The following is a 25,406-nucleotide window of genomic DNA, read 5'->3' on the forward strand; positions in this document are numbered from 1 at the left end:
GCTATTGAGGATAGCTCCAGTATAAAAGCTAATGAACCAACTGTCAGGAACTCTTGTTTTTTGTCCTATAATTTTTTGCCATCCTCATTCACTAAAAGATAAGTGCACAGAACCCAGGCCCCTTCCGATAAAATAATTGCAGGCCTCATCAATGATGTCTCGCCTGTAACACCGCCATCAGCTCATAAAAATCTGTTTCACATGCTTGCAGTAATACCAGGAAATGAAACATTAAATCAGCCGCCTCGTTTAAAAAGAACTCAGGTGGTTCACTGACGGCTGCAATGGCCGTTTCCACGGCTTCTTCACCCACTTTTTGCGCACAACGCTTAACGCCAGCATAGAACAATTGATTGGTGTAGCTATTTTCAACCGTTTGCTCTGAACGACTTTTAATGAGTTGAATTAATTGCTGTAAAAAAATCAGTGGCGGCTGGGTATTGCTGCCTTGAAAACAACTTTCTTCACCCAGATGGCAACATGGACCAGCCGGCTTGGCCATAATGAGAAGGCTATCAGCGTCACAATCGGTTGAAATGCTTTTAACTTCAACGGTATTTCCTGAGGTTTCACCTTTACGCCACAAGCGCTGTTTACTGCGACTGTAAAAGGTCAGTTGACCGGTTTTTAGCGTAAGCTCTAAAGCTTCGCGATTCATATAACCCAGCATTAACACTCGTCCTGTATGCTCATCCTGAATGACTGCCGGAATAAGTCCATTCATTTTCTGCCAATCCAGCTTATTCATTAATTCATACATGACCTGACCTCGATTTGATGTACTGCAAGTTGCTGTTTAAGTTTTTGAATGGTGAATATTTGTTCATGAAAAACACTGGCAGCCAAAGCTGCATCCACCCTTGTTTTTGAAAAGACCTGGATAAAATCTTCGATTTTGCCTGCACCACCTGAGGCCACCAAAGGAACAGAAGTTAATTCACGTATCCTTGATAATTGTTCAATGTCATATCCCTTCCGTACACCATCCGACTGCATGCAATTGAGCACGATTTCACCAGCGCCTCTCTGCTGAACTTCTTTCACCCAATCCACAGTCCTGCGTTTCGTGTTTTTGCTTTTTCTTTCATCACCGGTGTACTGATAGACGTAGTAATCATCCTCTATCCATTGGCTGTCAATGCCAATGACGACACATTGGCTACCAAATATACGACTTAACTCATCAATAAGCGATGGATTTTCAAGCGCAGGACTATTTAAAGACAATTTATCCGCACCAGCATTCAGGATTTGCTTTGCCGTTTCAATCGAGCGTATGCCGCCTGCAACGGTAAAAGGAATATGGATCGCTGCCGCCACCTTTTCAATCCATTGACAGCAAACACTGCGCTCATCACTGCTTGCAGTAATATCATAAAATACCAGCTCGTCAGCGCCTTGCTCTGAGTAAGTCGAGGCAAGGGATAAAATATCACCCACCACCCGATGATGACGAAATTGTATGCCTTTTACCACTTTATCACGATAAACATCAAGACAGGGAATAATTCGCTTCGCTAACATCAATAGCTCCAGATAAATCAAAATCAGACTCATAAAGCAGTCGTCCTAAAATGACTGCATTTACTCCCAGCTTTTCAAGCGCCTGGATATCTTGCCAGTGACGAACACCTCCAGAAGCCTGCCAGCGAACAGCAGGAAATCGCTCAATTGCCTCTTCATATAAGTTAAAATTAGGACCTTTCATCATGCCGTCACAGGCAATGTCCGTACATAAAATATGGGTAATCCCCAATTGTTGATATTCACTGACCACATCCCATAAATGATGCTTGGTAGACGTTTGCCATCCATGGACAGAAAGTTGCGGCAACTTGTCCTCTATTCTCACATCCAAGGCTAAAATCACCCTTTCCGGCTGTATTTTTTGAATAATTTTGGACGTCAAATCCCTGTCGGTGACAGCGATACTGCCAATGACAAGCTGCTCAACGCCTGTTTTAAGACAAGCCTCTGCCGTAGCAAGGCTACGGATGCCCCCACCTGCCTGAACCTTGATGGTTGAGGCGGCAATAGTACTCATCAAAGGTAATTGCTTCATCTCTCCTGCCTTCGCACCTTCAAGGTCCACCAGATGTAAACGCTTTATTCCTTGCTTTGTGTATCGGGCAGCCAATGTTTCAGGTCTTTCCGGGTAAATGGTCATTTCGTTAAACCGGCCTTGCCTGAGTCTGACGCATTGTCCTTGATAAATATCAATAGCAGGAATGATTAACATGCCTTCTCCAGTTGTAAAAAATTATTCAGTAATTTCAGTCCGGTTTGCGCCGATTTTTCAGGATGAAATTGCATCCCATATACATTTCGGTTTTGCACAATGGCGCTAAAGTTTTGGCCGTAATGACATTGGGCAACCGTATAAGGACTGTCGAGCAAAGCATAACCATGTACAAAATACACATGTTCTTCTTTATCTAAGTCATGAGAAAGCGGGGAATCTTTTGTCCAAATCAATTGATTCCATCCCATGTGCGGTACAGGATAATTTTCTGTTGCATAAAGCTTGCGAACCGTACCGGATATCCGTTTTAAACCTTCAACATTGCCTTCTTCACTCTTGTCAAACAAGAGCTGCATTCCGAGACAGATTCCCAGCATCGGTTGAGACAAGGTTTGCAGTAAGGGAACCAAATGATGAGAATAAAGTGCTGTCATTGCCGTTTCAGCCGCTCCCACACCCGGTAAAATCACATGACTTGCGTTGCGGATTTCTTCAATATCATGCGTTAACAGGCAATTAAAACCTAAACGATGAATAGCATTGGTTAAAGAAGTCAGATTGTTGCCACAAACATCAATAACAGCAATCATAAAACCCCCTTCGTCGATGGGATAACAGCTTCTTCGACTTGCTGAATGGCTTGGCGCAAAGCGCGACCTAAGGCTTTAAAGCAGGCCTCAATCATATGGTGATGATTTTCCCCGCGAACCGTAATGTGCAGGCTGGCTCCTAAACTGTGAGCTAAAGAGTTAAAGAAATGCGGTACCATTTCAACGGCCATACCTCCAACAGATTCACGAGTAAACTGACCTTCAAAGATACAGTGACTACGTCCGCTTAAATCGATGGCAACCGAGGCTAATGATTCGTCCATAGGTAGGGTAAAACCATAACGAGTGATGCCAAGCTTATCACCTAGTGCCTGCTTCAAGGCTTCTCCCAGCACGATGGCAGTATCTTCAATAAGATGATGTTCATCTACATCGAGATCGCCACTGGCTTCAATGCATAAACAAAACCCAGCGTGTTTTGCAATCTGCTCCAGCATATGACTAAAAAAGCCAATAGGAGTTTTGATCTCATTGCGGCATTGACTATCCAGAGTCAATGAAAGTTGAATATCGGTTTCCTGAGTTTTGCGCCTATGGCATGCCCTTCGTTTACGATTTAAAATGGTTTCTGCCACTTTCAGCCAACCATGATCATGTCTAACAGGAAGAAAGGCAACACCAAGGTTCTCTGCCAGCCTTTTATCGGTTTCTCGATCACCGATAACCCAGGAATTGTCATAATCAATCTGCGTGCTTCGCAAAAAGGCATCCAGCAATCCAGTTTCTGGTTTACGGCAATGGCAATTATCCTCCTGCTGGTGAGGGCAAATAAAAACTTCACTAAATTTAATTCCCTGGGAGGAAAACAAATTTAAAATAAAATCATGTGCTTGTTGAAAGGCAAGCTGGGGGAAAAGATGTGTTCCTAAACCGTCCTGATTACTGACCATGATCAGGCGATATCCGGCTTTTTTCAAGGATAATAGGGATGGGATCACGTGCGCGCACAAGCGAATTTTATCTAGAGCATCCACCTGAAAATCAGACGGCTCCTCAACAAGAGTACCATCTCTGTCAATAAATAAAATCTTTTCCATACTACCCCCTGAAAGAACGTAAACAGCTCAGCAAATGCTGATTCTCGCGTTCATCCCCAACGGTGATGCGAAGCATATTATGCAACGCATCTTCCGAGAAATGACGCACAGCAATGCCTTGTTTGGCAAACCATTCCTTTAATGAAGCGGCGTGTTCACTGGCCACAAGAATGAAATTAGCATGACTTGAATAGACCTTACTGATCCATACACACTGTGCAAACTGTCTCATCAATCTGGCACGTTCCTCTATAATCAATCGAATCTTTTTTTGAAACCAGCCTTTATCAGCCAATGCGCGCTTTGCGAGATCAACAACTACAGTTGATAGGGTATATGGCGGCATGATGGACTTCAGGACTTCAATAACCTCAGCCTGAGCGATGATGGCGCCAAGACGAAGTCCCGCCAGGCCATAAGCTTTAGAAAGCGTACGCAAGACAATCAGGTTTTCGCAGGATGAAAGCAAGCCGCTTGCTGAAGGAGCCTCAGCAAAATCAATATAAGCCTCATCAACGACAACGATAGCCTGCCCGCTCATTTGCTTGCATAAAGCAACGATGCTTGTTAATTCCACCATACTTCCTGTCGGATTATTGGGCCGGCATAACATGATAAGCTTACAATCTGGTTGCCAGGCCGATAACAAGCGGTCAATGGATAAGCGAAAATCTTCTTTTTCATACAATGGGCAATTAATAAGCTTTACCCGCTGCAATCGAGCATAGAAGGCATACATGGAAAAAGTTGGCGGGCATTGCATAACACTATCGACGCCTGCCTGTAAAAAGAGACGAAAGATAAGGTCAATGGCGTCATCACTTCCGCGCGTTAAAAGCATTTGCTCAGGATTCACCTGAAACATATCGGCAAGGTTTGCCTGAAGTCCTTTTTGCTCTCCTGTCTCGGGATAACGATTTAAACAGATTTGATTAAAAGGCACAGGCGTCCATGGCAACTCATTCGCATGCAAGCGACAATTCTTAACCTCCTCTGGCACATAAGGTTTAATTGCTTTCAAATCGGAACGTATTAAATCTATAATCGACATGCTTATGCTCCCAAGCTAGTTAACCTCAAGCGCACAGCGCTCGCATGAGCATCCAGACCTTCCATTAAGGCCAGAGTAATAGCGGCCTGGCCAATGCTTCGGATGCCTTCGGAAGTAATGGATTGCACGCTCACTGCTTTCATGAAATCAATGGTGCTAAGCCCTCCATGCTGACGGGCGTAACCATTCGTTGGAAGCACATGATTGCTTCCAGTGACGTAATCGCCCAGGGTTTCCGCTGCCCATTCACCGATAAAAATCGTACCCGCAGCATGGATGAATGGTATCCAATCACTGGCATCGGAGCGATGAAGGATCAGATGTTCAGGCGCATAAGTATTGATAATGCGGACCTGCTCATCAAAGGGACAGACCAAAATCAGACTGTGTTGTAGAGCTTGCTGAATGATCGTCTTCCTGCTTAAAGTCTTTATTTGTTCCGTAACAGCTTCCTTAACCTGGGCTGCAAACTGAGCACTTTCACAGAGCAAAATGGCCTGTGAATCCTCACCATGTTCGGCCTGTGCCAGTAGATCGGCCGCTACAAAGATGGGATTTGCCTCATCTTCTGCAATGACCATGACTTCAGAAGGCCCTGCCGGCATATCAATGGCGGCCCCGGCAGGGTCGGCTGCTACCTGCGTTTTGGCCTCCGTCACAAATGCATTGCCAGGCCCAAAGAGTTTATCCATTTTAGCGATGGATTCAGTTCCATAAGCCATTGCCGCAATGGCCTGGGCTCCCCCCACCTTGAAAACGGTGTCAATGCCGCAAAGTCTGGCAGCAACAAGCAAAGCTGGATTCACTGCGCCATTTCTGTCGGGCGGCGTACAGACAATACGCTGAGGACAACCGGCTACTTTGGCAGGAATAGCCTGCATCAACAAGGAAGAAACTAAAGGTGTGAAATTCCCCCCTGGCACATACATGCCGATGTTGGAGACAGGTTTATAAACCCGCTCAATTTCAACGCCATTGCTTGTGCTTATTCTTTGATTTAAAGGACGCGCTGCTTCATGGTAGTTTGTAATGGTTCTTATAGCTGTCATTAAGGATTGCATAGCTACAGGCTCAATCTCAGCCTGCTGAATCTCTTTTTCAGATACTCGTAGCTTCAGCAGCTCGACGCCATCAAATTCACGGGTAAAATCAAATAAAGCTTCATCGCCTCTGTTTTTCACTTCATTTATAATGACGCTGACCTGAGAGGTGAATGCCCGGCTTTGCTCAGGTCTCGCTAAAGCGCTTTTACGTTCTTCAGCTGACAGAAACAGCCAATTTTTTATGGTTAACATCAAACTTACTCCAACATTTTTTCAATGGGCAACACCAAAATCGAACTGGCGCCTAAAGCTCTTATGGTTTCTAAGGTACTCCAGAACACTGCTTCACTCGATACCACATGAACAGCCACTTTATCCGGATGAGCAGGTAAAGACATGATGGTGGGGGATTCAGCTCCGGGAAGATTTTCGCAAATTCGGGCAAGTTCTTGCTTTGGTGCGTGAAAAAGAATGTATTTTCGTTCAGCTGCCTGTTGCACAGCCTCTATTCGTCTTTTCAGCATATCAAATAATGCTGAAAAGGAAGCGGATCTTTCGTTGTCTGCCTGGATGAGAACCGCCTGACTCTCAAGGAGCGTTTCCACTTCAACAAGCTTATTCTCTTCCAAGGTCTGACCACTCGATACCAAATCACAGATGGCATCTGCCATACCCATGCGAGGGGCGACCTCCACAGAGCCGGCCAGAACAATGGATTCAGCACAAATTCTCTGTTTCTGTAAATAAGCGGCAAGCAGATGCGGGTAACTGGTTGCTATTCGTTTACCATCGAGACTTCCTGCTCCTTGATAGGTAAAACCTTCTGGAACTGCGAGAGACAATCGACAACGGCAACTGTTTAAACCTAAAAGCGATCGGTAGGATTTACCAGGTAAGGCCAGAGCTGCTTCAAAGAGAACATTCTCACCGACAATACCTCCGTCACAGAGATGATCAAAAACCATGGTAGGAATATCATCATCCCGCACAAACAATAAGTCGATAGGGAAATTGTCCACATGCGCAAGCAAGGCATTCTCTTTCATGCGGAATTTCAAACCGCAACGCTCAAGCAAATTAAGTGATTCTTCGGCCAGTCGACCTTTTTTTTGTAAGGCTAAACGCAAACGGTTTTTCATGATTCATCCAGACGTTCGATCATTAATTGATACCCTCCGCTACCCATGCTCAAACAGCGTGCAACTCTGGTAATGGTGGTCACACTGACCCCGGTTGCCTCATGAATGGCTCGATAAGACATGTTTTTTCGCAAGAGAGGAACCACCTGCCAACGATCAGCCATTGCTTCAAGCTCTGCAGGAGTGCATAGATCCATAAAAAAAGATTCAACTTCTTTCTCATTGTTTAAGAGACTAACAGCATGCATGAGCTGATGAAGGGCATCTTGTTTTTTTGATAAAGATGATTTCATAATAATGTATTAACGTATTGTAACATTAGCGCATTGTAACTTTGATAAAGTATCATTGTCAAATGAAAATTCATGCCCTCCAGAAAAATAAAATTGCAGGTATTGCCTATCTGGAGTTTAGCCATTTTTCAAGTAAAGAAATGCAATAGATTAAAGACCATAGAAGCGCATTGTTATATTTATCAAAGTCGCTTTAAATCGATGACTTGATAAAATAGAATGACACGAATTACCGCGGCATCTAAGCGAAGCTCCGCATGGACCCCGCTATCAAGTAGCGGGGATTCGATCTCTAGAAATGGCTAAAGTCGAAGCCTGTAAGAAAAATTACTCGTTAAAAACTTCTTTTAATGCCTTCCTATACACCTGCAAGTCGTTTTCACTAAATAGAACAAATCGTATCGATTTTACATGCTTGAGTTCATTTACTTTTTTTGATAAGACGTTTAAGGCCACCTTCGCGGCTTCTTCAACAGGATAACCAAAAGCACCCGTGGAAATGGAGGGAAAAGCAAGGGATTTTATCTTCTTGCTTTCTGCCAGCTCAATAGCATTCAAATAACAATGCGCAAGAAGTTCTTTCTCAGGTTTATCTACTCCATAAACAGGCCCCAAACAATGGATGACATATTGGTTAGGTAAATTATAAGCTTGGGTTATCACCGCTTCGCCAGGCTTAATGGGCGCTAAATTCTGACATTCCTTTTCGAGTTCGGAACCAGCGCTCCGGTGAATCGCACCGGCCACACCGCCCCCCATTGTCAACTCAGCATTAGCCGCATTGACAATGGCATCCATATCCGATTGCTTTGTAATGTCATCTTTAACAAGTTCAATCCTGCATGCACCTTTTTGTATTTCCATATCATATTCTCCCAATGAATTTTTTTGAAAAAAACTCATGTTACGCGGCACAATATTTTTTAGAAGACTTGGAGGCAAAAAAGACGAAGCTGAGTAACATGAGTAATTAATTCAAAAATAGAAAGATGAAAATAATTATGCAACGTTTATAAACCAGGCTGTTGATTTTTATTATTTATCTCAACTAAACTAGGGCCTGTCGACAATTAGATTTTCGAAGCGAAAATGGATATGATTTAGCTCAAATTTTAGCTTGAATGAGGCGAATAGCCAGTTCTATTTAACGAATTCAAGCTAAAATTTGAGCAAATCAGATCCATTTACAGCCGAAAATACTGATTGTCGACAGGCCCTAAATTGGCATATATAAAAGGACGTCCATTAAACAGAAAGGAAGCATAAATGAATAAATATTTAGCAGGTTTTATTGCAGGCTTTGTTGCCACAGTGGTTTTATCTGTATTAATGATGCTTAAGGAACAAATGGGGCTTATGCCACAATTTAATGTTATACAGGATTTTAACCAGTTCTTTGGCACAGAAAACGTACTTGTGGGTTGGATACTGCACTTTGGTGTGGGCACTTTCATTTGGGGAGGAATTTTTGTCATCTTAGTACCTGCCTTAAAAGGAAGTTACTGGTTACGTGGAATATATTTTGGAATTATCGCCTGGTTTCTAATGATGATAGGCTATATGCCGGTCATGGCCCATGGTTTTTTTGGAATGAATTTAGGGCTTCAGGTGATTATAGCTACTCTCGTTCTCCATATTATTTATGGTTTTGTGCTTGGATTAACCTATGGGGCTTTTCCAAAAAAAATAGAAGTCACAAAATATTGATTTTTTCATTAACGTTTTTAAATGCCCTCCAATCACAGACAGCCTCTGAGAACCACTCATGAGGCTGATTTTTCCATTATCAAATCCTCTGGTTTTTCTTCACTTCATTTTTAAACCGTGATATTTATATCCTTTTTAAATTTATAGTTTAATGTAATCTCTCAAATTTAAATCTTATGGAATAATAAATGTGTTTAAAAGAAGGGAATCTTTTTATGAGGAATAAGTTCAAAATAAAACATTATATTACCGCTCTTATTGGATGGTTAATTGCTTCACTGGCTTTTGCCGGTTCCATGGGCGATATGGTTCATCACCCATTAAAACAAGGACAATGGAATCTGTCCATCAATGGAGGAGCCAGTGATACGCGATTTACTCAATCCTCGACCGTATTGCGTTTTTCCGGAACCAATATCCACGGCGGTTTCAATCCCTCCGGAGTATTAGGCGCTGGTAACGATTATTATTTTGATAAATTGTTTGGCACTCATTATTTCTATGGTCTTGGACTTAATTTCGCTTATACCAATAACCTTGAATGGGGTCTTGAATTTGAAGGAACTTATGCCGACAGTCAACGATACCGGCGCCAGACCCGCATTGGCTTTTTTGATCAGACTTATGATAAGTATGAGTCTTATTCTGCTTATTTAACAAGCACTTATTATTTTGACGGCTATTTTTTCTTATTTAAACGATTCATTCATCCTTTTTTAGGTGCGAAACTGGGTATCAGTTATCGTCCTGAAGTTATTGTTTCAAATGACTTTCTCAATGGTGTTTTAGTGACTTTTAATGGCAAATCCAGCGTCATTTTCTATAAAAGCAGTTCAAGTTTGTCTGGCGGCTTATATACCGGTTTAATGATGCCAATCGAAGATAAATTTGCCGCCTTTATAAAAGTAGGCATCATGGCCAGTGACGGTTTATTAGGCCATAATTTATTTGATAAAACCGTACCCATTCGACCGATTCAAAAGGCAAGCGTTAGTAATTCCGGAGCCATTATATCCTTCCCCGTGATGATTGGAGCAACGTTTTTTTTAGCTTAATCTATCCCTATCTCTGACATTGCTCAGCTACATCTTTTTTTAGATAAAAAAGAATTTCATTTAGGTAGAAAGCGCGGTTACATAACAGTGAATAAGAGGGTAAAAGATAGTTTGACTTAAAGTTAAATTTTTAACCAGAAAAAATGAAAAACTTAATTTGCTTGACTTTAGTCATTTTTCAAGTAAAGGAAAGCAATAGATTAAAGAGCATAGAAGCGCATCGTTATATTTATCAAAGTCGCTGTAAATCGATGACTTGAGAAAATAGAATGGCACGAATTACCGCGGCATCGACCGCAGGTGTCCATGCGATGCTCCGTATGGATCCAAGTAGCGGGGATTCGATCCCTAAAAAATGGCTAAAGTCGAGTTAATGTGTTCTTAAGATTATAGTGTTAAAATTTTCAACACAATGTAAGTATTTTTATGAAAGACCATGCCCAACAAAAAAGAACTTGCGCAACAACAACAGGAAGCAAGACTTGCTGCTTTTAAAAAAAGCACTGAGAGTCATTTGGAAATGGCAACTATATCCAGTCTTCCTGGTATCCTGTTTTCCAGAAAAACTGTGTATTACACAAAAAAAGAAGAAAAATTAGATCGGGCAGGCGCAATACACTTCATTAAAAAAAACGGTAAAACAGAAAGTTTTGTCTGGCATGCCACACCTCATGCCTTAAAGGAAGCTACCCGTTACGGCTTGCTTCCTGTAGAGTCACCTACGGCCAAAGCCATTGCCGCCCTAGGACAATACCGACAGCGCGTGTTAAACCGGGCATACGGCAGAGGCATTGTTTCCAATAAGTACAAAGAAAAAGAGGAATTGGTTAACTTTGCTCAAAACAGCATGGAAGCCCTTTTAAATCTAGAAAGACTGGTCAATACCTTTAATCCTTCTGCCGGTATTGAAAATGAAAAAATACGCATTAAAGCCAGTATTGAAAAATCCATTAAAGAACTTCAACAACAAAAAAACAGCATCTCAGATAGAATTTATTTAACTAAATATGACAAAGAGGCGAGCAAAAAAATCAGCCGATTTTATGAAGAAAAAATTAATATTCTTCAAGCATTACAAGAAGAAGTCGAGAAGATCAAAAAGCCAGAAAAACTGAAAGAGCTACTCAAACCTACGGGTTCCTCTTCCATCATGACTCTTGTTAAAACAATGAGTATGGCCACTATACTCAAAATGCAAGAGTTAAATCAAAACATCACTTATAGTCGTAGTGCTAAATCTTTACTACGGGGTGATCTGAACAATGCCTGTGAAGATGCATTAAAGGAGCTGAGGGATTATGAGGCCGATCCCCATAACTTCATTCTACCTGAGCATCAAGGTTTATATCCTGATAATGGCGATACCATTGCCGTTGACTTCGGTCATTTAGGTCATGATGAAAAAAAAATCAAAAGCACTCTTCAAGCTATTCTTGCCATAGATCGCACAGGTATAAAACTCGATTTTACGAGCTATGACCAAAGGCTCCGTCAAACCCGCTTTACCAAATGGCAAACGAATGGCTCTGCCGGATTTACCATTAAAAGAATGGCTGCAGGTATCACCAATCTTATCACCGGTACTGTTTTTGGGTTGGCCGTTGATCTTCCTTTAGGCTTTTTGGTCAGTTTGCTCACACTCGGAAAATACAAGCTTCCTTCTCTCGCTTCTCAATTAACCATTAAAGTCGACACAGGAGCGCCTGAAAATGAGAAAATCAAAGATCTTTATCAACACTGGTCTTTCACACAATATTCCGCAGGCACTATATTGGGGCAAAAAATAGGTGCTTTTATCGGTAATACGTTTTTTGATATGTTTACCGGCTTACGAATGTCTGTTCAAAACTTGAAATGGAAGGGTCTTGATGAATTCGTAACAGATTTTCAGACTGGTTTCTGGGGCGGCGATCACAGCAAAAAATCTGAAGACATTATATCTCAGGCAAAAAAGGAATTTGTCAGGCTAAGAGAAATCAGGGAAACCACCTTACATACAATTCATAAAAAAGAGCAGGAAGTAATTACTGAAAAGCCAATAAATGAGGCCTCGATGATAACTCAGTCAAGTCGGGTTCTGGCTGATGTTCCCTATCATCTAGGCTCAGGGGAATGGCAGGATATTTTCAATGCCAGTTGCTCAGGCATTAAAGCCGTTAACGATACCTTTGTCCATCATATCCATGCCAAGCACCCTTTTACCGGTTTGATTTTCACAGCCAGTTATGCCGCAGGTGGACTCGCCGTGTTGGCACCTGGCCTGGTTTCATTCTTACCCCATTCATACATTGCTTTTTCCCAAGCTCTAGGAAACATGATGGCCAAAGGGAACATGTCATCCGCCATTGCCTCAGGATTCACTCAAGCCAAATTATTCTCCGCCACCTTTGAGGCCGCTCTTCATGGTGGTGACAGCTGGCTTGCTACAGGTGCAAAACAATTTGAAAAAAATCCGGCAAACACACTTGTCTATGGTGCTTTAGCCGTAGGATTAGGTTACACCCTGGCCAATGTACTGGATGTTCCTTTTCTCAGTGAATACATTAAAGACGATGTAGGAACTGCCCCTTACGTGGGCTGGGCATTTGCCGGCGGCAAAATTGCACTTCTTCTGGTGGATTTATTTGAAGCAAGAGAGTCCAAAGCCGATGTGGACAATTTAACCTCTTCTCTGGACATGATGCTTAAAGAGCAATTTCCCCAGGCAGCGCCCGAAACCATAGAAACCTATAAAAAGAAATTACTTCATGATAAATCCATTGAGCTGAATTTGCGACAGCAGAAAGAAAAAGCCGAACAACAATTAAGCCAAGTTCCTTCTATGGAAGTGAAGCGATTGCAATTTATGCACATGCTGACTGAACATCAGGACTTGCTACCAGAACTGGAGAATAAAAATAAACGCGATTTATTGTTATTGGCACGTCACTTGTTTGAGGGTATGGAAAATAAGGAAGCCTTTTTAAAAGGTTTGAAGGACGCTTTCTATCCGCAATCAGAAAAATCCATTTTCAGTCGAACCATTACCATCATCACAAATTACATCCCTTTGCTCGTCCGTTGCCTGCTGTCTCCAGTAAGCGCATCCTTACAGCCCTGGCGGGATTTAAGAGATAAGCTGGCTAAGGATGTCACACGAATCCCCCATGGCCTTGGCAGATTAACCACCATGTTTTCAAGAACTTTGGTGAGAGTTGGATTAAGGAGTCCAGCCGATGTCATCGCCAATGAAATATTGGCCCGAGGAGACGGTTTCATTCGAAACAACCAGCACAGTATTTCTTCTGGAACGTATGCCGTCAGTGAGTGTTATGAAAAAATGGCGGAAAGGCTTCGTCAAGGCGCCTCAACACCGGTAGATGAAATGCGTAAGGCAGCCACCGCTCCTGCTGTTCAGACCGTATTTATCTCTACTGAACGGCAAGATGTTTCAGGATTAGTGAGCAAAGGCTTCTTTGCTGAAAAGCCATCACTCAAACCGTCCATTGCACCAGATATGTACAACCCTATGGAATTACATTAATTACATGATGATTGAAATTTTTGAACATAATGTTTACATAATAATTAGCGTGTAATATATAGATAATGTGAAAATTAATTGCCAGTGAATAATTATGCCGATATTAACTCCCCGACAAAAGCGAATTATCGAAGCGATTAAACAAAACCATAAACGCCTGCTTGAAACCAGAATGGTAGCCAATCTGGATCATAACGATATAGAGCCCGAAAAAATTTCAGCCTGGATGAATGAAATCGGTGAAGTCAGGAAACTGCAAAATGAATATTTAAGTCATATTACCGATTTACCTGATTTGAGTCAGAAAGTCGGTGATGGCGCTTTGGCAGCACTTGCTGGAGGCGGACTGGGTTCTTTCTTTTTTTTAGGCTCAAACCTTGCCAGTAGCGGGATTACAGGTTCTATCAAAAACATGCTTGATTTCGGCAGTGGAGATCCTGCTTCAATCGCTAAAGAAACGGTCATTGGCTCTTTTTCCGTAGCCTTGGCCGGACTGACCACCTATGTTCTTTATAAAGCCTTCGAAGATTCAGAGAAAGGCGATAAAGGAAAGACGTTTGAAGAATTTAAGGAGCAAATTGAAAAGGAAGAGGATTTATCAAAGCAAATCAAAAACAAATCCTTAGAGCTCTCCAAAGAAGTCATTAAACTCTTTCATTTTCGCGAAATGCTTCTGTTGGGCAAAATCACCGACAATCCTCTTGAAGGCGATGCTAGAGCAGAATTTATAAGAAGAGCAAATCTTGAAAAAGAAAATAAAAAAGCCATCGATGCAGCTATCGAGGCTTATTTCCTGCGGGAATTAAGCAGGCTTTTTAATCAAAGTTTTAAAGACTTGTATGATGTCCATACAAAAGACATCGAAGAGGAGGAGGCCTCCTTCTTTAAAAAATGGTTTCATCAGTTTTTTGACTCCCCTAAAGTCCGACAAAATTATTCTCAAAAAATCCAATTGGAGTTCATGTCACTTTGTCGTGAATATCTTATTCAGGAAATGAATGAACCTCGTTTCTTTACAAAATATCCCAAAGTAACAGCGACTATGGGTGGAGTTTTAGTCGGAGCCTTGGTTTTAGGTACCCTGGCACTGGCTCTGGGAGGTCCTATCACCTGGGGTATTGCGGCAATCGCTTTGGTCAGCTTTGCCGTGGCAGCGGTTGCCACTTATTTACTGGTGACCAAGGTAGATAAAATTCATTACAAGCGCAGTAAGTCCAATCGTGAGGCCATCCAGGAAGCCGTTGATAAAATTGACGATGAATTCCTGCGTCTACAAGAAGAAATTGTAGAACGTAAGGAAACTTCGGAGTCAGATATTAAACAAAGCAAAGATTTTGAAAAAATAGATGAGGGTTTTCTTGGCTTTGGAGAAAAAATGATAGCCAAAGGCGCCTCAGATAGCTGGCTGAGGGAATATGCGGCTCGCTATCGCCACAGCAAAGCCATTGAGATCGATTTAGGTGATACCTTCAAAAAGCTGGTGACTGAAAGTGATACACAAACAGAGCAATTGATTTCCGAGATTAGGGAAGGAAATGTCGAAAGCTTAAAAAAATTTATTAAAGATACACAAGAATATTTACTGGCTGAGGAACATCAAGACACCATTCAGGCCTTCGGCCTCATTGAAAAAATCAAGGAACAAGTAATTTTAATAGCGGCCTCTGTAGAAGTTACTCCAGCAGAATTGTTAGCATTTTATAAATTACCCATAAACGAAGGGGGATTAGGCGGATTTGAGGCTGATCTTGGCATGGTGCAAAAACTTACTCCAAAAGTTGATCATCAAAAACAGGAAAGTCATGAAAATCCCTATGCTGAATTATGTGACGCCGCTCAAGAAATTTATAGCAATGCTCCCTTTTCTAAAATAGAGAAATGGTTTAGAGGCGATGCAAGGCTTCTAAACATGCTAGGTATTCCGAGTGAAAATGAGGGATTAGACTTAACGAGCGATAATATCGATGAATATTTAAATAATTCTTATGAAATCCTCTATTCTTTAAACCCTAGAATTAAACCGAGCTCCAAAGGAATTGATCCTTTAGAACAGCATGCCGGTCTTTCTTCTGAATTTGTTTTTTACCGAATGGTATTGTTAGCCCAGTTAGCTAAACTCTGTGATAAAACCAATCATCAGGTCACAAGCAATGTTCAATATAAAATTAAAGCCTTTGTGAAAGAACGTTTTCATATTGAGCCTGAGCTTTTTTTTGAAGAAATGAATAATCAGCTCTTAATGCTTGAAGAACCCGATGAAAATGCCCTTTTTTATTATCATAAAGGAAAAAAAATATACTGCACTCATTTAGATAATGTTACCCAGATGCTCCATCTGGATGCCGCTTATAATACGGTACACGTTAAGCCAAGAAATATCCTTGATTTTTATATTCAAGGCTATTTAAAAGGAAAAGAGAAGGGGGTTTTTGCTTATAAAAAGGCAGAAACGGACTTAAACCCTCAGGGCAGTGAATATTACTTAAATACCGTCCAAAAATACATTGAAAACACCAAAGGATTTATGAGTCTCTATCAAAACCATGTTCCTCTTCTTTCAAGCGGAATTTTAAAATGTTATAAATTTTCACTTTCAAAACAGGTGTACCAAACGATGTTAAGAATCATGTTGGAACTCGATAAGGTGGTACAGCATGAAGAACATCAGAATGAAGCCGACTATTTGAAAAAGGCCTTTATGGATCTGTACTCTTTCAGTAAAAACCATTGTTATCCTTTACGCGATGAATCTGATGCTATGAACTTGATTGAGACAGCTAAAAACCAACTGGAATCAGAAGATTATGAAGTGAAAATAGAAGCTGATTTGATCTATGAATTAATACCCAATCTCTCCTCACAGATTCATGTCGAAAAGAATGAGGTGAGTAAAGTTTCCATATTTCCTAGAATAGAAAAAAATGACCGTAAAGGTAAAGATAAAGATCTTGGTTATTCTCATGGGTCGAGTTCACAGTATGGTTAACAAGATCTAAAGCTTTACCTCCAACTGAAACTATAAGCTCATTTAATCCTATTCAGGCAAATAACGATTATCCTCATAAAAAACAACTTCACCTGTTTGAATATTGTGAATACCTACCACAATCCCAATCTTCTTTTCTTTCATTAATTGACGGATGATGGGGCTCTTTTTTTCTATTTCATTGGCAACAGCCAGCGCATTTTTGCGAGCAATTTGGTTAATTAATTTAGGATCATCGCAATTGTTTAAACCGCTTTCTTTCTTTGCTGAAGCTATTACCGGTTTTATTTTATCCAGCACATGGTCAAGATGCCCCAGTTTTACACCCTCACAGGCTCCGGCCACCGCTCCACAGGAAGTATGGGCTAAAACGACAATCAATCTTGCTCCCGCTGCCTTGCTAGCAAATTCAAGACTGCCTAATATATCTTCATTGAGTACGTTGCCAGCGACACGGAGTGTAAATAAATCCGCAAGCCCCTGATCAAAGAAAAACTCTGGCACACTGCGGGAATCCATGCAATTTAATACAACTGCCCAGGGATATTGTCCATAAGCTGACTGTTTGGCTTGAGCAAGATAATCACGCTGCTTCATCTGATTTTTTAAAAAACGTTGATTCCCTTGCTTCAGTCGTTCCAATGCTTGCTTGGGAGTGAGCTGACTTTGTTGGGCCGCAGTGGTTACCTTGCTGATTTTCAATAAAGGGGCACTGTTTTCTGCAGCATGAACGTTACTCAGCAAAACCGTAAGTAAGATAACAAAAACATATTTTATTCCCTTCATGATTCGTCCTGAAAAAAATGCTGAATATTCATAATATAAAAAACAGTCGCTGAAGGCAATAAATCGTTGCGGCCATTCTATATTGACTTTAATTTGAAATACAAGAAAAAATTTAACTCTTTATGAAATCAAAATAACTCAATTGCTTAAATAATTAACATAAATATGGTATGATTTATTTCCAATTTCACAGTAAAAAAACCTATTAAAAAGGTATATCCATGGGCAAAAACATTGTCGAACACTGCGGTCAATTATCAAATAACGAATTTCGCAAATCGTTATTGGCTCGCTGGGCAAGCACATCCACCTACACGGTCGTTAACTATACCTTTAATCTTGCCAGCATCCCTGATCACATTAAAACCTCTATTTATTCCCATTTTGGTGCTAATGTAACTATCAGTCATTTAAGCAGCAACTCTCGCAACATAGTAGAACTCATTCTTGAGAAATGGCAGACAGCCTGTGGGAATCATATTCAGTTCAAAGGGGTAGAAAACATTAACCTCGACGAGCCTGGGATCGTGGTTTCCGCTTGCGATAATCTGGCCACTGCCCATGGAGTTATGATTCCTGAATATATTTATTCTTTATTTAATGGAATCACGTTTCATAAGGCGGTGGTTTGTCTTCCGTCCAATATTACGACTGTCTATGACGTTCATACTGTTTCTCACGAATTTGGTCATGCCATTGGTCTTGCTCATCTTCATGATATTTCTTCTATTACAGAGCGGTTAAAAATGACTCCGCAAGGACTTGGCTGTTCCGTCATGCCCTATATCTCGTTGATACAAACCACAAGCAATCTCTGTACCACTCAAGAGATCTGTGATGCAGGAAATTTTGCTGTTTTGCCAGGTCCTTTGGATACAGAAATCTGTACCCGACTTTATGACCCTTCGTTATCCACTCGGGTGGACAGCCCCGGCGCTTTATACTATGAAGCACTTTTGTGGGGGGCTGTCAATGGGATGGCTGAACGCTTTATGACTACATTTCTTTCTGAAATTAAGCTCAACGAGCAAAACATGATGAGCAATGAGTTAGCTCGTTTCATTTCAACCACTTCAATATCCACACTTCTCCTCACATGTGAAAAAATACATCCAGCCCTTTGCCTGTTATTGGTAAGCTCCGAGCTATCAACAAATATCTTTAATCAAAATCTTCGTCATTATTTTCAAATCGTACGAATCATGGTCAATACGCTTGGCATAATGATGTCACTTCTGGATTTACATGAATCCGATAGTATGTATGAGAAATCAGTCTACCTGCTCGCTTTTTTAAGCATGAGTTTATTGAGCAGGATGTTCAGCGAATCGCTGGGAGCTCAAGCGGCAAGGAAGGTCAGCTCCCTCATCAGTAAGATACACAGCTATATATTCCCAAGCCGTCATACACCTGATGGAAGTCCTACAGCATCTTCACATATACCCTCTACCGGAACAGGGCACGATGCAGATTCTTATGCTTCGCGAATACGCTTTTTTGGTAGTAGTGCAATGAACACTTCTTTCAATGTAGCGAAAGATGCCATTCAAAGCATAAGGACTGTACCTGAAAAAATAACGAACTGGTTTTATCCATATCGTTAATGAAGGAAACTCCTCACCCCTTTGACAAAGTATTTATTATTGTTTTGAATTGTTAAAAAGAAGAAAAAAACAACAGAAAACAAGCAGATTGTAATTCATTTAGTATAATTAATAATATTATTCTAAAAAATTACCAAAATGACCAAAAACTTTAAGAACAATCCAAGTTCACCCGTCCATTCTGATCATCATCCACATTTATTTGGTAAGACATTGATATGGAATCTCGATAAAGACAATGCTGATCCATCCCAAAAAAATCTTTCGAAGGGATTAGAAATGGAAGCCTATGCCATTGCCAGAAAAATAAATGAAGGTGTCATTGATAGTGGGATGCTTCAGGAGTTACCGGATGGGCAACAAAAAAAATTCGTTGCTGCCATAGAAAAATATCTTGACCCCAAACAAACTCTCGAAATGAGATATCATCAAAACGGGACTCACAAGTTTGGTAATTTAACCTTTTCTCTGAAAAATCCCTCAGCCCAAGCTAAAAGTCCAGAGGATAAAGCATTAAAAGAGGAAGTCAAAAAACTGCAGGAAAAATACGAAAACAAACCGCCTTCCACGGGACAAGCGCTCATTAGCCTGGTTGAAGATGCTCATGGTAACAAGCGGCTTATGGTTAATGTTCATGCTGAAAGTGCTCTATCAAAGCAAAATCGTCTTAACTTGCAGGAACTCATACGCGATGCTAATCAGATAAAAGCCCAACACAACATCGACATTGTTATTGGCGGCGATATGAACGCTGGCAAAGTGGCTTTGCCACAAGAATTAGGTGGTGCTCCTAGTCATGCCAATTTAAATTACCAACACAGCGCAGATCATTCTGCTTTCAAACACGACGGCACGGGTATTGCTGTAGATGCGATCATCTCTTCTGATAAAAGCACAAAGCTGCAAACCTTAGCGGAAATGAATCGATGTGATCAAAAGTTTATCTCTCAATTTGAGAAAGAGAAAAAAGCGAGGGAAGTGGTTAAAAAAACGCCCGAAGATGAACTGCAACAAAAATTATCATCCAGTTCAGCCTTTAAAAACGTGCACCTGCAAAAAGGGCATTATCAATGGGATAACAATAAAGATAAAACCCAGCAAAACTATCCTGTTGAATTAACCTTTCAAGATGCAAAACAAGCCTTACAGTTCAATAACCTGGTCGGTCAAGTCCAAAAAGTGCTGTAAATTCCCATTAATTCAGCCTATCAAGTTAGTACGTTATTTAGTCAAAGCATTCATCCCTACAACATTAGACTTTCCGGCTTCATTCTCAGCCAGCCAGTCATTAAATTCGTCCATATTAAGATAACGCCTTGATTGCCACTGCTCGTTTTGTTCAGCTAATAAAGCGCCAATCAGCCGCCATGCAGAATCATCATTAGGAAATATCCTTATCACTCGTTCTCGGCGCCTGATTTCCTCGTTAATTCGCTCTTGCATGTTGGTGGTGCGAAGTCGCTTCCTGTATTTCTCCGGCAACGCCATAACTACCATGGCATCGTCAAAAGCCTCCTCAAGGCAGGTAACTGATTTTGGTGCTTTTTTCTCAAAGGCATCAATAAAATCATCGCGTCTACGCCTGGCTTCTTCCATATCAGGTGCCTGAAAAACAAGCTTTGCCTTTTCAGCAACATCTTTGCGGTGTCTGACAGAGCAGTGCCCGAGGATGTTGCGCATCAAGTGAACTTGGCATCGTTGCCAGGTTGCACCTTGAAAGTGCTTTCTAGCCGCTTCCACAAGCCCTGCATGCTGGTCTGACACAACATACATCACGCCTTTTAGCCCACGAGATTTTAGCCATTTAAACGCTTCATCCCATGTAGCATAGCTCTCAGTGTCACCAATGCGAAGGCCCAGTATTTCACGGTAGCCATCACTTCTGATACCCGAGATGGTCAAGGCTGCTCGAGACACGACTCTGTCACCATCACGACACTTGATAAACATCGCATCAACCATGATAAATGGGTAGTTGTCACCATCAAACCGACGCTCGTTGAAGGCTCTGACTCTTGCATCAAGACCAGAACACAGTTGACTGACGGTTGACTTTGAAAAACTAGCACCGCAAAGTTCTTCAGTAATGTTATTAACTTTTCTGGTTGATACGCCATTAACAACCATTTCCATCAGAGCCAATACAAAAGCCTGCTCACTGCGTTGATAGCGCTTAAAAATATCGGTAGAAAAAGAGCCATCACGTGTCTGCGGCACTTGAAGAGTGACTGGTCCCACACGAGTGTATAGTTGTCTTGGACGGTAACCGTTACGATAGCCTATACGTTCACCTGAACGTTCATGCTTGTCTGCTCCCAGACTTTCTGACACCTGTGCCTCCAATACCTGATTCAATACACCTTCAACAAGCTTTGCGAGCCCATCCTGGCTTGATAAAAGTTCTGGAAGCAATTCCTTTCCAACTGTAATATTGTAATCCGTCATCGCTAATCTCCTTCGATAGTTATTGTTTTTCACAACTCAATAGTACCGAATTTTAGCGATGACTCCACTCCTAAAAAGTCAACCTGAATTTACAGCAGTTTACGGACATAACCACCTGGTCGCCCTGAATGATCGAAAAAAATTATTACAAATTGAAAATAAAATCTATCTTTCTCAAGAAACGGTGAGCGGCCTATTGAAAAAAAATATCCATCCACATTATGAGCTGCCGCCACTAGAACAACTTAAAGGTACAGCATTAACTGGAGTGGAGAAAAAGTGCAAGGATATTGTTCAGAACAACGGCAAAAACATCGATAACCCTCCGTCCATATTATATGCGCAAAATTTGATCAGTCAGGATACACGGGGGGTAATCGATTATTCCATGCAATTAACCTTTAATTCCAAAGAGGAGGCACGTGCATTCAGCGATGCAATGGGATATCGCAATAAAACCAAATTATATCAGGAAGGCAATACCGTTTATATCGCTAAAGATGTGGAAGCTGATTTTCTTAACAAAGTCTCCAAACTGGAAAATACTTCTCAATACAAAAACCGCTTTCAAAAGGCCATTAACCATAAAAACCAAAATGCCGAAAATACCGTGCAAAACGAGGATGATAAACAGGAAGCATTCAACCACCCTAGCTAAATAACCTCAACTTGACGTATGCATTTATCCCTTGCTCCTGTCATAGGTGCTGCGTAAGATGAGTAAATTATGTTATTCTTCACATGGCCAAAACAAAGACGGATGAGTGCATGAGATTTCAGGATATTTGCTATAAATTATTAAATTCAGCCATAGAAACCACAGCCGATGCCTTAAAATATACAAGTGACACTGCCTGTTTTCTAGGAGGTCTTGGTCTGAGAGTTTCTTGGGAACTTGATGAAAAAGCCTCAATTGCTTATTTTGGCATGGAAGAAACTCTGGGTTACGTTGAAATGAAGATGGATGTTGAGCAATTTAACCTCGGTTATAATCATAGCATCCCTATTTATCATTACGGTCAAACGGCAGGCGGTAGCTCTTATAACCTGCAGGACTATGTTGATCCGGGATTACTCAGAATTATCAGCCTGGTATGTATTACCGGCGGCACCTTTATGAGATTAGGAGGTGCTGTTCTTAAAAGATATCAACTGAGCCGAGAAGACATCAAATATTATAAAGAACATGAAGGAATAAAAATCGATGGACCATCCAAGGAAGAATATAAAAACTTAATGATTGGCTCTTTTTTTGATTCCATGTTTCAAACTTCTCTCGGCAGTCTTGTTGGCAGCATCATCGTTTATTCAGGAGCTCTTAATCCCAATCACTGCATTACCTATCCCTCTGAAGGTGAGCATTCCGGACAAAACTCAACTTATGATGGTCCCCTTGAAAGTAAACAATATCCGCTGTCAAAAACCTTTGAAGATAAAGAAACCGTCAACTTCCCTGGATTACCAATGCCAGTTGAAGTAAAAACCAACGTCAAAGTTGATGCTCTCGTCAATGTTAAATACGGCGCAGAATTAAGCTTTAAATCCAATGAAGAACATTCAAGCCCGTTGGAGATAGCAGGGTTAGCTCCTCTTACGCTCAGCGTCTATCGATTGGGTACTTTTTTTAATCAAAAAGCTGATCGTCAACGTGAACAGAGACTCCTTGATGGGAAAAAGAGCGATCGCTTGATCCTGAATGTTTAAACTGTTCATCGCAAATATAGGAATTGCTTTTTTAACTGTATAATTCTAAATTGTAAAAAATTACCATTATAAAAAGGAATTTATTATGCCCTCCCTCATCAGCACCCTCACTGAGATTGCCGAGCTTTATGATGCTTCTAATAGTCAGGTAAAGCAGGTGTTGCAGCGGTATTTTACCAAACCATAAAAGATTCTTTTGCATCGCCTATTTGACAGAATCAACAGGTTAATTCCATGGAAAAAGAAAAAATAACCTTTAATCTGAAGCATTCCTTATTGGTATGGGGAATTGCTGATATCTATTTCATTCTGGCAGTTATGATATCCGTTTTATTTGCCATTCTTTCACCTGATATTCAACAGCAACTTAAGCTTAACAATACTCAACTTGGATTATTGGGTACGGCATTTTTTCTTTGTTATGGCATAGCGCAATTGTTTACCGGACATTTTTTTGATGTGTTCGGCGCAAAAATGACCTTGGGATGTTCAGCTCTTATTGCCGGCATGGGTTTATTATTGATGAGTAATAGCTACAACTTTGCCATAGCCCTAATGGCTAAAATCATTATTGGCATAGGTTTATCCACTTCTTATGTGGGAGCACTTTATCTGGCTGACAACTGGTTTCCCTCTCATCGGTTTTCTTTAATGTCAGGGATTACTCAAATGTCTTCAAACTTATTAACCGCACTACTGGTGGTAATTATGGCATTGAGTGGAGTGTTTATGAGTTTTCGGCCAATGATGATCTATCTTGCTTTCATTATATTTGCCAATGCCTTGCTTATATTTATCTTTGTGCACAATCCTCAGGTTTATGCTGGTGGCACACCTTCTGAAAGAGACAGTTTTTTGTTTAATATGAGTAAACTGTTCAAAATCAAACAATATTGTTTAGGAATCCTGTATTTCAGTACAAGCTTTGGTGTTTTATTGTCACTGGCCGATCTATGGAATATCCCCACTCAAATCACCTATCGACATAGCCTGGAAACTTCTGCTGTTATGAACGCTATGTTTCCTCTGGGAGGAGGAATAGGCGCACTGATTTCAGGCTGGGTGGCTAACAGGATAAAAAAGCCTGTCAAAGTAGCCAAAAGTTTCATCAGCGGCATGGTTCTGGTACTGGCTATTTTGCTCTACGGACCTGATTTTTCAACTTGCGTTGCTTTCTTTCTTTTATTCCTGTTAGGCTTTCTGTTTGGTGGAGCTGTATTGGCTTTTCCTATTGTAAGTCAATACATTTCCAAGCACTTAAAAGGAATGGCGTTTGGTTTAATGGCCATGATGGCCTATATAATGAGCGCCTTATTACAATATGGTGTAGGCGCTATTTTAAGCCATACCCAGATTACAAAAACGGTGCATAGTATTAATGATTATCAATTAGCACTGACGCCTCTTTTTATCGTGTTGCTGATAGGGTGGTTTGGCAGTTTATGGTTAAAGGATAAACATCAGGAGATTTAAATGAATCATCAGCCAGAAACCATTATTGAACGATTACTGGAAGTTACCCGCGAAAACATCGTTCCTTTAACCCAAGCAGGAGTAAGACAGGGAAACAAGTTATTTGGTGCGGCCATTCTTAAAAAAGAGGATTTATCCTTAGTTATTGCCGGCACGAACAATGAAATGGAAAATCCTCTATGGCATGGGGAAGTACATACCATTAAAAAATTATATGAAATGCCTGCTAGCAAACGTCCTGCGCCGAAGGATTGTCTTTTTTTTGCCACCCATGAGCCTTGTCCACTTTGTTTATCAGCGATCACTTGGGGAGGTTATGATAATTTTTACTATTTATTCAGCTATGTTGAATCCCGGGATGCCTTCAATATTCCACATGATTTAAATATTCTGAAAGAAGTATTTAAGTGCAATAACGGCGATTATTCGCATGACAATTATTATTGGCAAAGTCACAGTTTAAGAGATTTAATCAATAAATGTGCTAAGCCCCTAAGAGATCATTTCCAACAACAAGTGGATAAACTGCAAAAAATCTATGATGAAATGTCAGAAATCTATCAACGGTCCAAATCAAGCAATGAGATCCCTTTAGGATAAGTGAGTTTCATTTTAAAAATATCATCGCAACTGACCAGTGATACGAGTCTAATTTTCTTATTATATAACTCATGTTAGGCAGCACAGTATTTTTTAGAAAATTTGGA

Annotated in this window: 22 protein-coding genes; 10 read left to right on the forward strand and 12 right to left on the reverse strand. The window is 40.9% G+C overall.

All coding sequences use genetic code 11. The features are described from left to right. Positions 1-148 precede the first annotated feature (148 nt). From hisIE to E4T55_RS04330, 10 genes are all read right to left on the reverse strand, one after another. On the reverse strand, positions 149-748 hold the full coding sequence (gene hisIE / locus E4T55_RS04285; RefSeq protein ID WP_418287822.1) for a bifunctional phosphoribosyl-AMP cyclohydrolase/phosphoribosyl-ATP diphosphatase HisIE: 600 nt from the start codon (positions 746-748) through the stop codon (positions 149-151). Further along, positions 748-1,524 carry an imidazole glycerol phosphate synthase subunit HisF gene (hisF, locus tag E4T55_RS04290; RefSeq protein WP_058501125.1) on the reverse strand — a complete coding sequence of 259 codons (777 nt, stop codon included), beginning with the start codon at positions 1,522-1,524 and terminating at the stop codon, positions 748-750. The genes hisIE and hisF overlap by 1 nt, the downstream gene beginning before the upstream one ends. After that, positions 1,493-2,239, reverse strand: a complete 747-nt coding sequence (hisA, locus tag E4T55_RS04295; protein ID WP_058501124.1) for a 1-(5-phosphoribosyl)-5-[(5-phosphoribosylamino)methylideneamino]imidazole-4-carboxamide isomerase — start codon at positions 2,237-2,239, stop codon at positions 1,493-1,495. Before hisA ends, hisF begins: the two co-directional genes overlap by 32 nt. Beyond that, a complete protein-coding gene (gene hisH / locus E4T55_RS04300; RefSeq protein WP_058501123.1) occupies positions 2,233-2,832 on the reverse strand; it encodes an imidazole glycerol phosphate synthase subunit HisH in 600 nt (199 codons plus the stop codon). The genes hisA and hisH overlap by 7 nt, the downstream gene beginning before the upstream one ends. Further along, positions 2,829-3,890: a bifunctional histidinol-phosphatase/imidazoleglycerol-phosphate dehydratase HisB gene (hisB, locus tag E4T55_RS04305; RefSeq protein ID WP_058501122.1), complete on the reverse strand. Its 1,062-nt coding sequence runs from the start codon at positions 3,888-3,890 to the stop codon at positions 2,829-2,831. Before hisB ends, hisH begins: the two co-directional genes overlap by 4 nt. A gap of 1 nt (position 3,891) precedes the next feature. Beyond that, positions 3,892-4,941 (reverse strand): histidinol-phosphate transaminase, encoded by a 1,050-nt coding sequence (gene hisC / locus E4T55_RS04310; protein ID WP_058501121.1) that lies wholly within the window; start codon positions 4,939-4,941, stop codon positions 3,892-3,894. A gap of 2 nt (positions 4,942-4,943) precedes the next feature. Further along, positions 4,944-6,236: a histidinol dehydrogenase gene (gene hisD, locus E4T55_RS04315; protein ID WP_058501120.1), complete on the reverse strand. Its 1,293-nt coding sequence runs from the start codon at positions 6,234-6,236 to the stop codon at positions 4,944-4,946. Between the two features lie 5 nt (positions 6,237-6,241). After that, positions 6,242-7,123: an ATP phosphoribosyltransferase gene (hisG, locus tag E4T55_RS04320; RefSeq protein WP_058501119.1), complete on the reverse strand. Its 882-nt coding sequence runs from the start codon at positions 7,121-7,123 to the stop codon at positions 6,242-6,244. Then, entirely contained in the window at positions 7,120-7,416 is a 297-nt protein-coding gene (locus tag E4T55_RS04325) for a YerC/YecD family TrpR-related protein (protein WP_058501118.1), read from the reverse strand. Before E4T55_RS04325 ends, hisG begins: the two co-directional genes overlap by 4 nt. A gap of 327 nt (positions 7,417-7,743) precedes the next feature. Then, complete coding sequence (locus E4T55_RS04330; RefSeq protein ID WP_058501134.1) at positions 7,744-8,280, reverse strand: macro domain-containing protein; 537 nt, start codon at positions 8,278-8,280, stop codon at positions 7,744-7,746. Between the two features lie 402 nt (positions 8,281-8,682). Between E4T55_RS04330 and E4T55_RS04335 the strand changes: the two genes are divergently transcribed. The 4 genes from E4T55_RS04335 to E4T55_RS04350 all read left to right on the forward strand — a co-directional run bounded on the left by E4T55_RS04335 (position 8,683) and on the right by E4T55_RS04350 (position 16,687). Beyond that, complete coding sequence (locus tag E4T55_RS04335; protein WP_058501117.1) at positions 8,683-9,123, forward strand: DUF6789 family protein; 441 nt, start codon at positions 8,683-8,685, stop codon at positions 9,121-9,123. A gap of 215 nt (positions 9,124-9,338) precedes the next feature. After that, positions 9,339-10,178, forward strand: a complete 840-nt coding sequence (locus E4T55_RS04340; protein ID WP_131780747.1) for a hypothetical protein — start codon at positions 9,339-9,341, stop codon at positions 10,176-10,178. 436 nt (positions 10,179-10,614) lie between these two features. Further along, positions 10,615-13,701, forward strand: coding sequence for a hypothetical protein (locus tag E4T55_RS04345; RefSeq protein ID WP_058501115.1), 3,087 nt, complete (start codon positions 10,615-10,617; stop codon positions 13,699-13,701). A gap of 94 nt (positions 13,702-13,795) precedes the next feature. Beyond that, a complete protein-coding gene (locus tag E4T55_RS04350) occupies positions 13,796-16,687 on the forward strand; it encodes a phage tail tape measure protein (protein WP_058501114.1) in 2,892 nt (963 codons plus the stop codon). 48 nt (positions 16,688-16,735) lie between these two features. Here E4T55_RS04350 and E4T55_RS04355 read toward each other — a convergent pair whose 3' ends face one another. Then, positions 16,736-17,473, reverse strand: a complete 738-nt coding sequence (locus tag E4T55_RS04355; protein ID WP_058501113.1) for a carbonic anhydrase family protein — start codon at positions 17,471-17,473, stop codon at positions 16,736-16,738. 221 nt (positions 17,474-17,694) lie between these two features. Here E4T55_RS04355 and E4T55_RS04360 point away from each other — a divergent pair, with 221 nt between their 5' ends. After that, positions 17,695-19,077: a zinc metalloprotease gene (locus E4T55_RS04360; RefSeq protein ID WP_058501112.1), complete on the forward strand. Its 1,383-nt coding sequence runs from the start codon at positions 17,695-17,697 to the stop codon at positions 19,075-19,077. A 138-nt stretch (positions 19,078-19,215) separates the two neighbouring features. Next, positions 19,216-20,265: a hypothetical protein gene (locus E4T55_RS04365; protein ID WP_131780746.1), complete on the forward strand. Its 1,050-nt coding sequence runs from the start codon at positions 19,216-19,218 to the stop codon at positions 20,263-20,265. A 33-nt stretch (positions 20,266-20,298) separates the two neighbouring features. Here E4T55_RS04365 and E4T55_RS04370 read toward each other — a convergent pair whose 3' ends face one another. Then, positions 20,299-21,522 (reverse strand): IS256 family transposase, encoded by a 1,224-nt coding sequence (locus E4T55_RS04370; RefSeq protein WP_115325208.1) that lies wholly within the window; start codon positions 21,520-21,522, stop codon positions 20,299-20,301. 58 nt (positions 21,523-21,580) lie between these two features. On the opposite strand from E4T55_RS04370, the gene E4T55_RS04375 reads away from it, so the two are divergent. The 4 genes from E4T55_RS04375 (at position 21,581) to E4T55_RS04390 (ending at position 25,299) form a co-directional block, all read left to right on the forward strand. Then, positions 21,581-22,180, forward strand: a complete 600-nt coding sequence (locus E4T55_RS04375) for a hypothetical protein (RefSeq protein WP_058500739.1) — start codon at positions 21,581-21,583, stop codon at positions 22,178-22,180. 110 nt (positions 22,181-22,290) lie between these two features. Further along, positions 22,291-23,226, forward strand: coding sequence for a hypothetical protein (locus E4T55_RS04380; RefSeq protein WP_058500740.1), 936 nt, complete (start codon positions 22,291-22,293; stop codon positions 23,224-23,226). Positions 23,227-23,460: 234 nt separating this feature from the next. After that, positions 23,461-24,699, forward strand: a complete 1,239-nt coding sequence (locus E4T55_RS04385) for an MFS transporter (RefSeq protein ID WP_058500741.1) — start codon at positions 23,461-23,463, stop codon at positions 24,697-24,699. Then, positions 24,700-25,299: a nucleoside deaminase gene (locus tag E4T55_RS04390; protein WP_058500742.1), complete on the forward strand. Its 600-nt coding sequence runs from the start codon at positions 24,700-24,702 to the stop codon at positions 25,297-25,299. The last annotated feature ends 107 nt before the right edge of the window (positions 25,300-25,406 follow it).

This window comes from Legionella israelensis (genome assembly GCF_004571175.1).
GTDB classification, from domain to species: Bacteria; Pseudomonadota; Gammaproteobacteria; order Legionellales; family Legionellaceae; genus Legionella_D; species Legionella_D israelensis.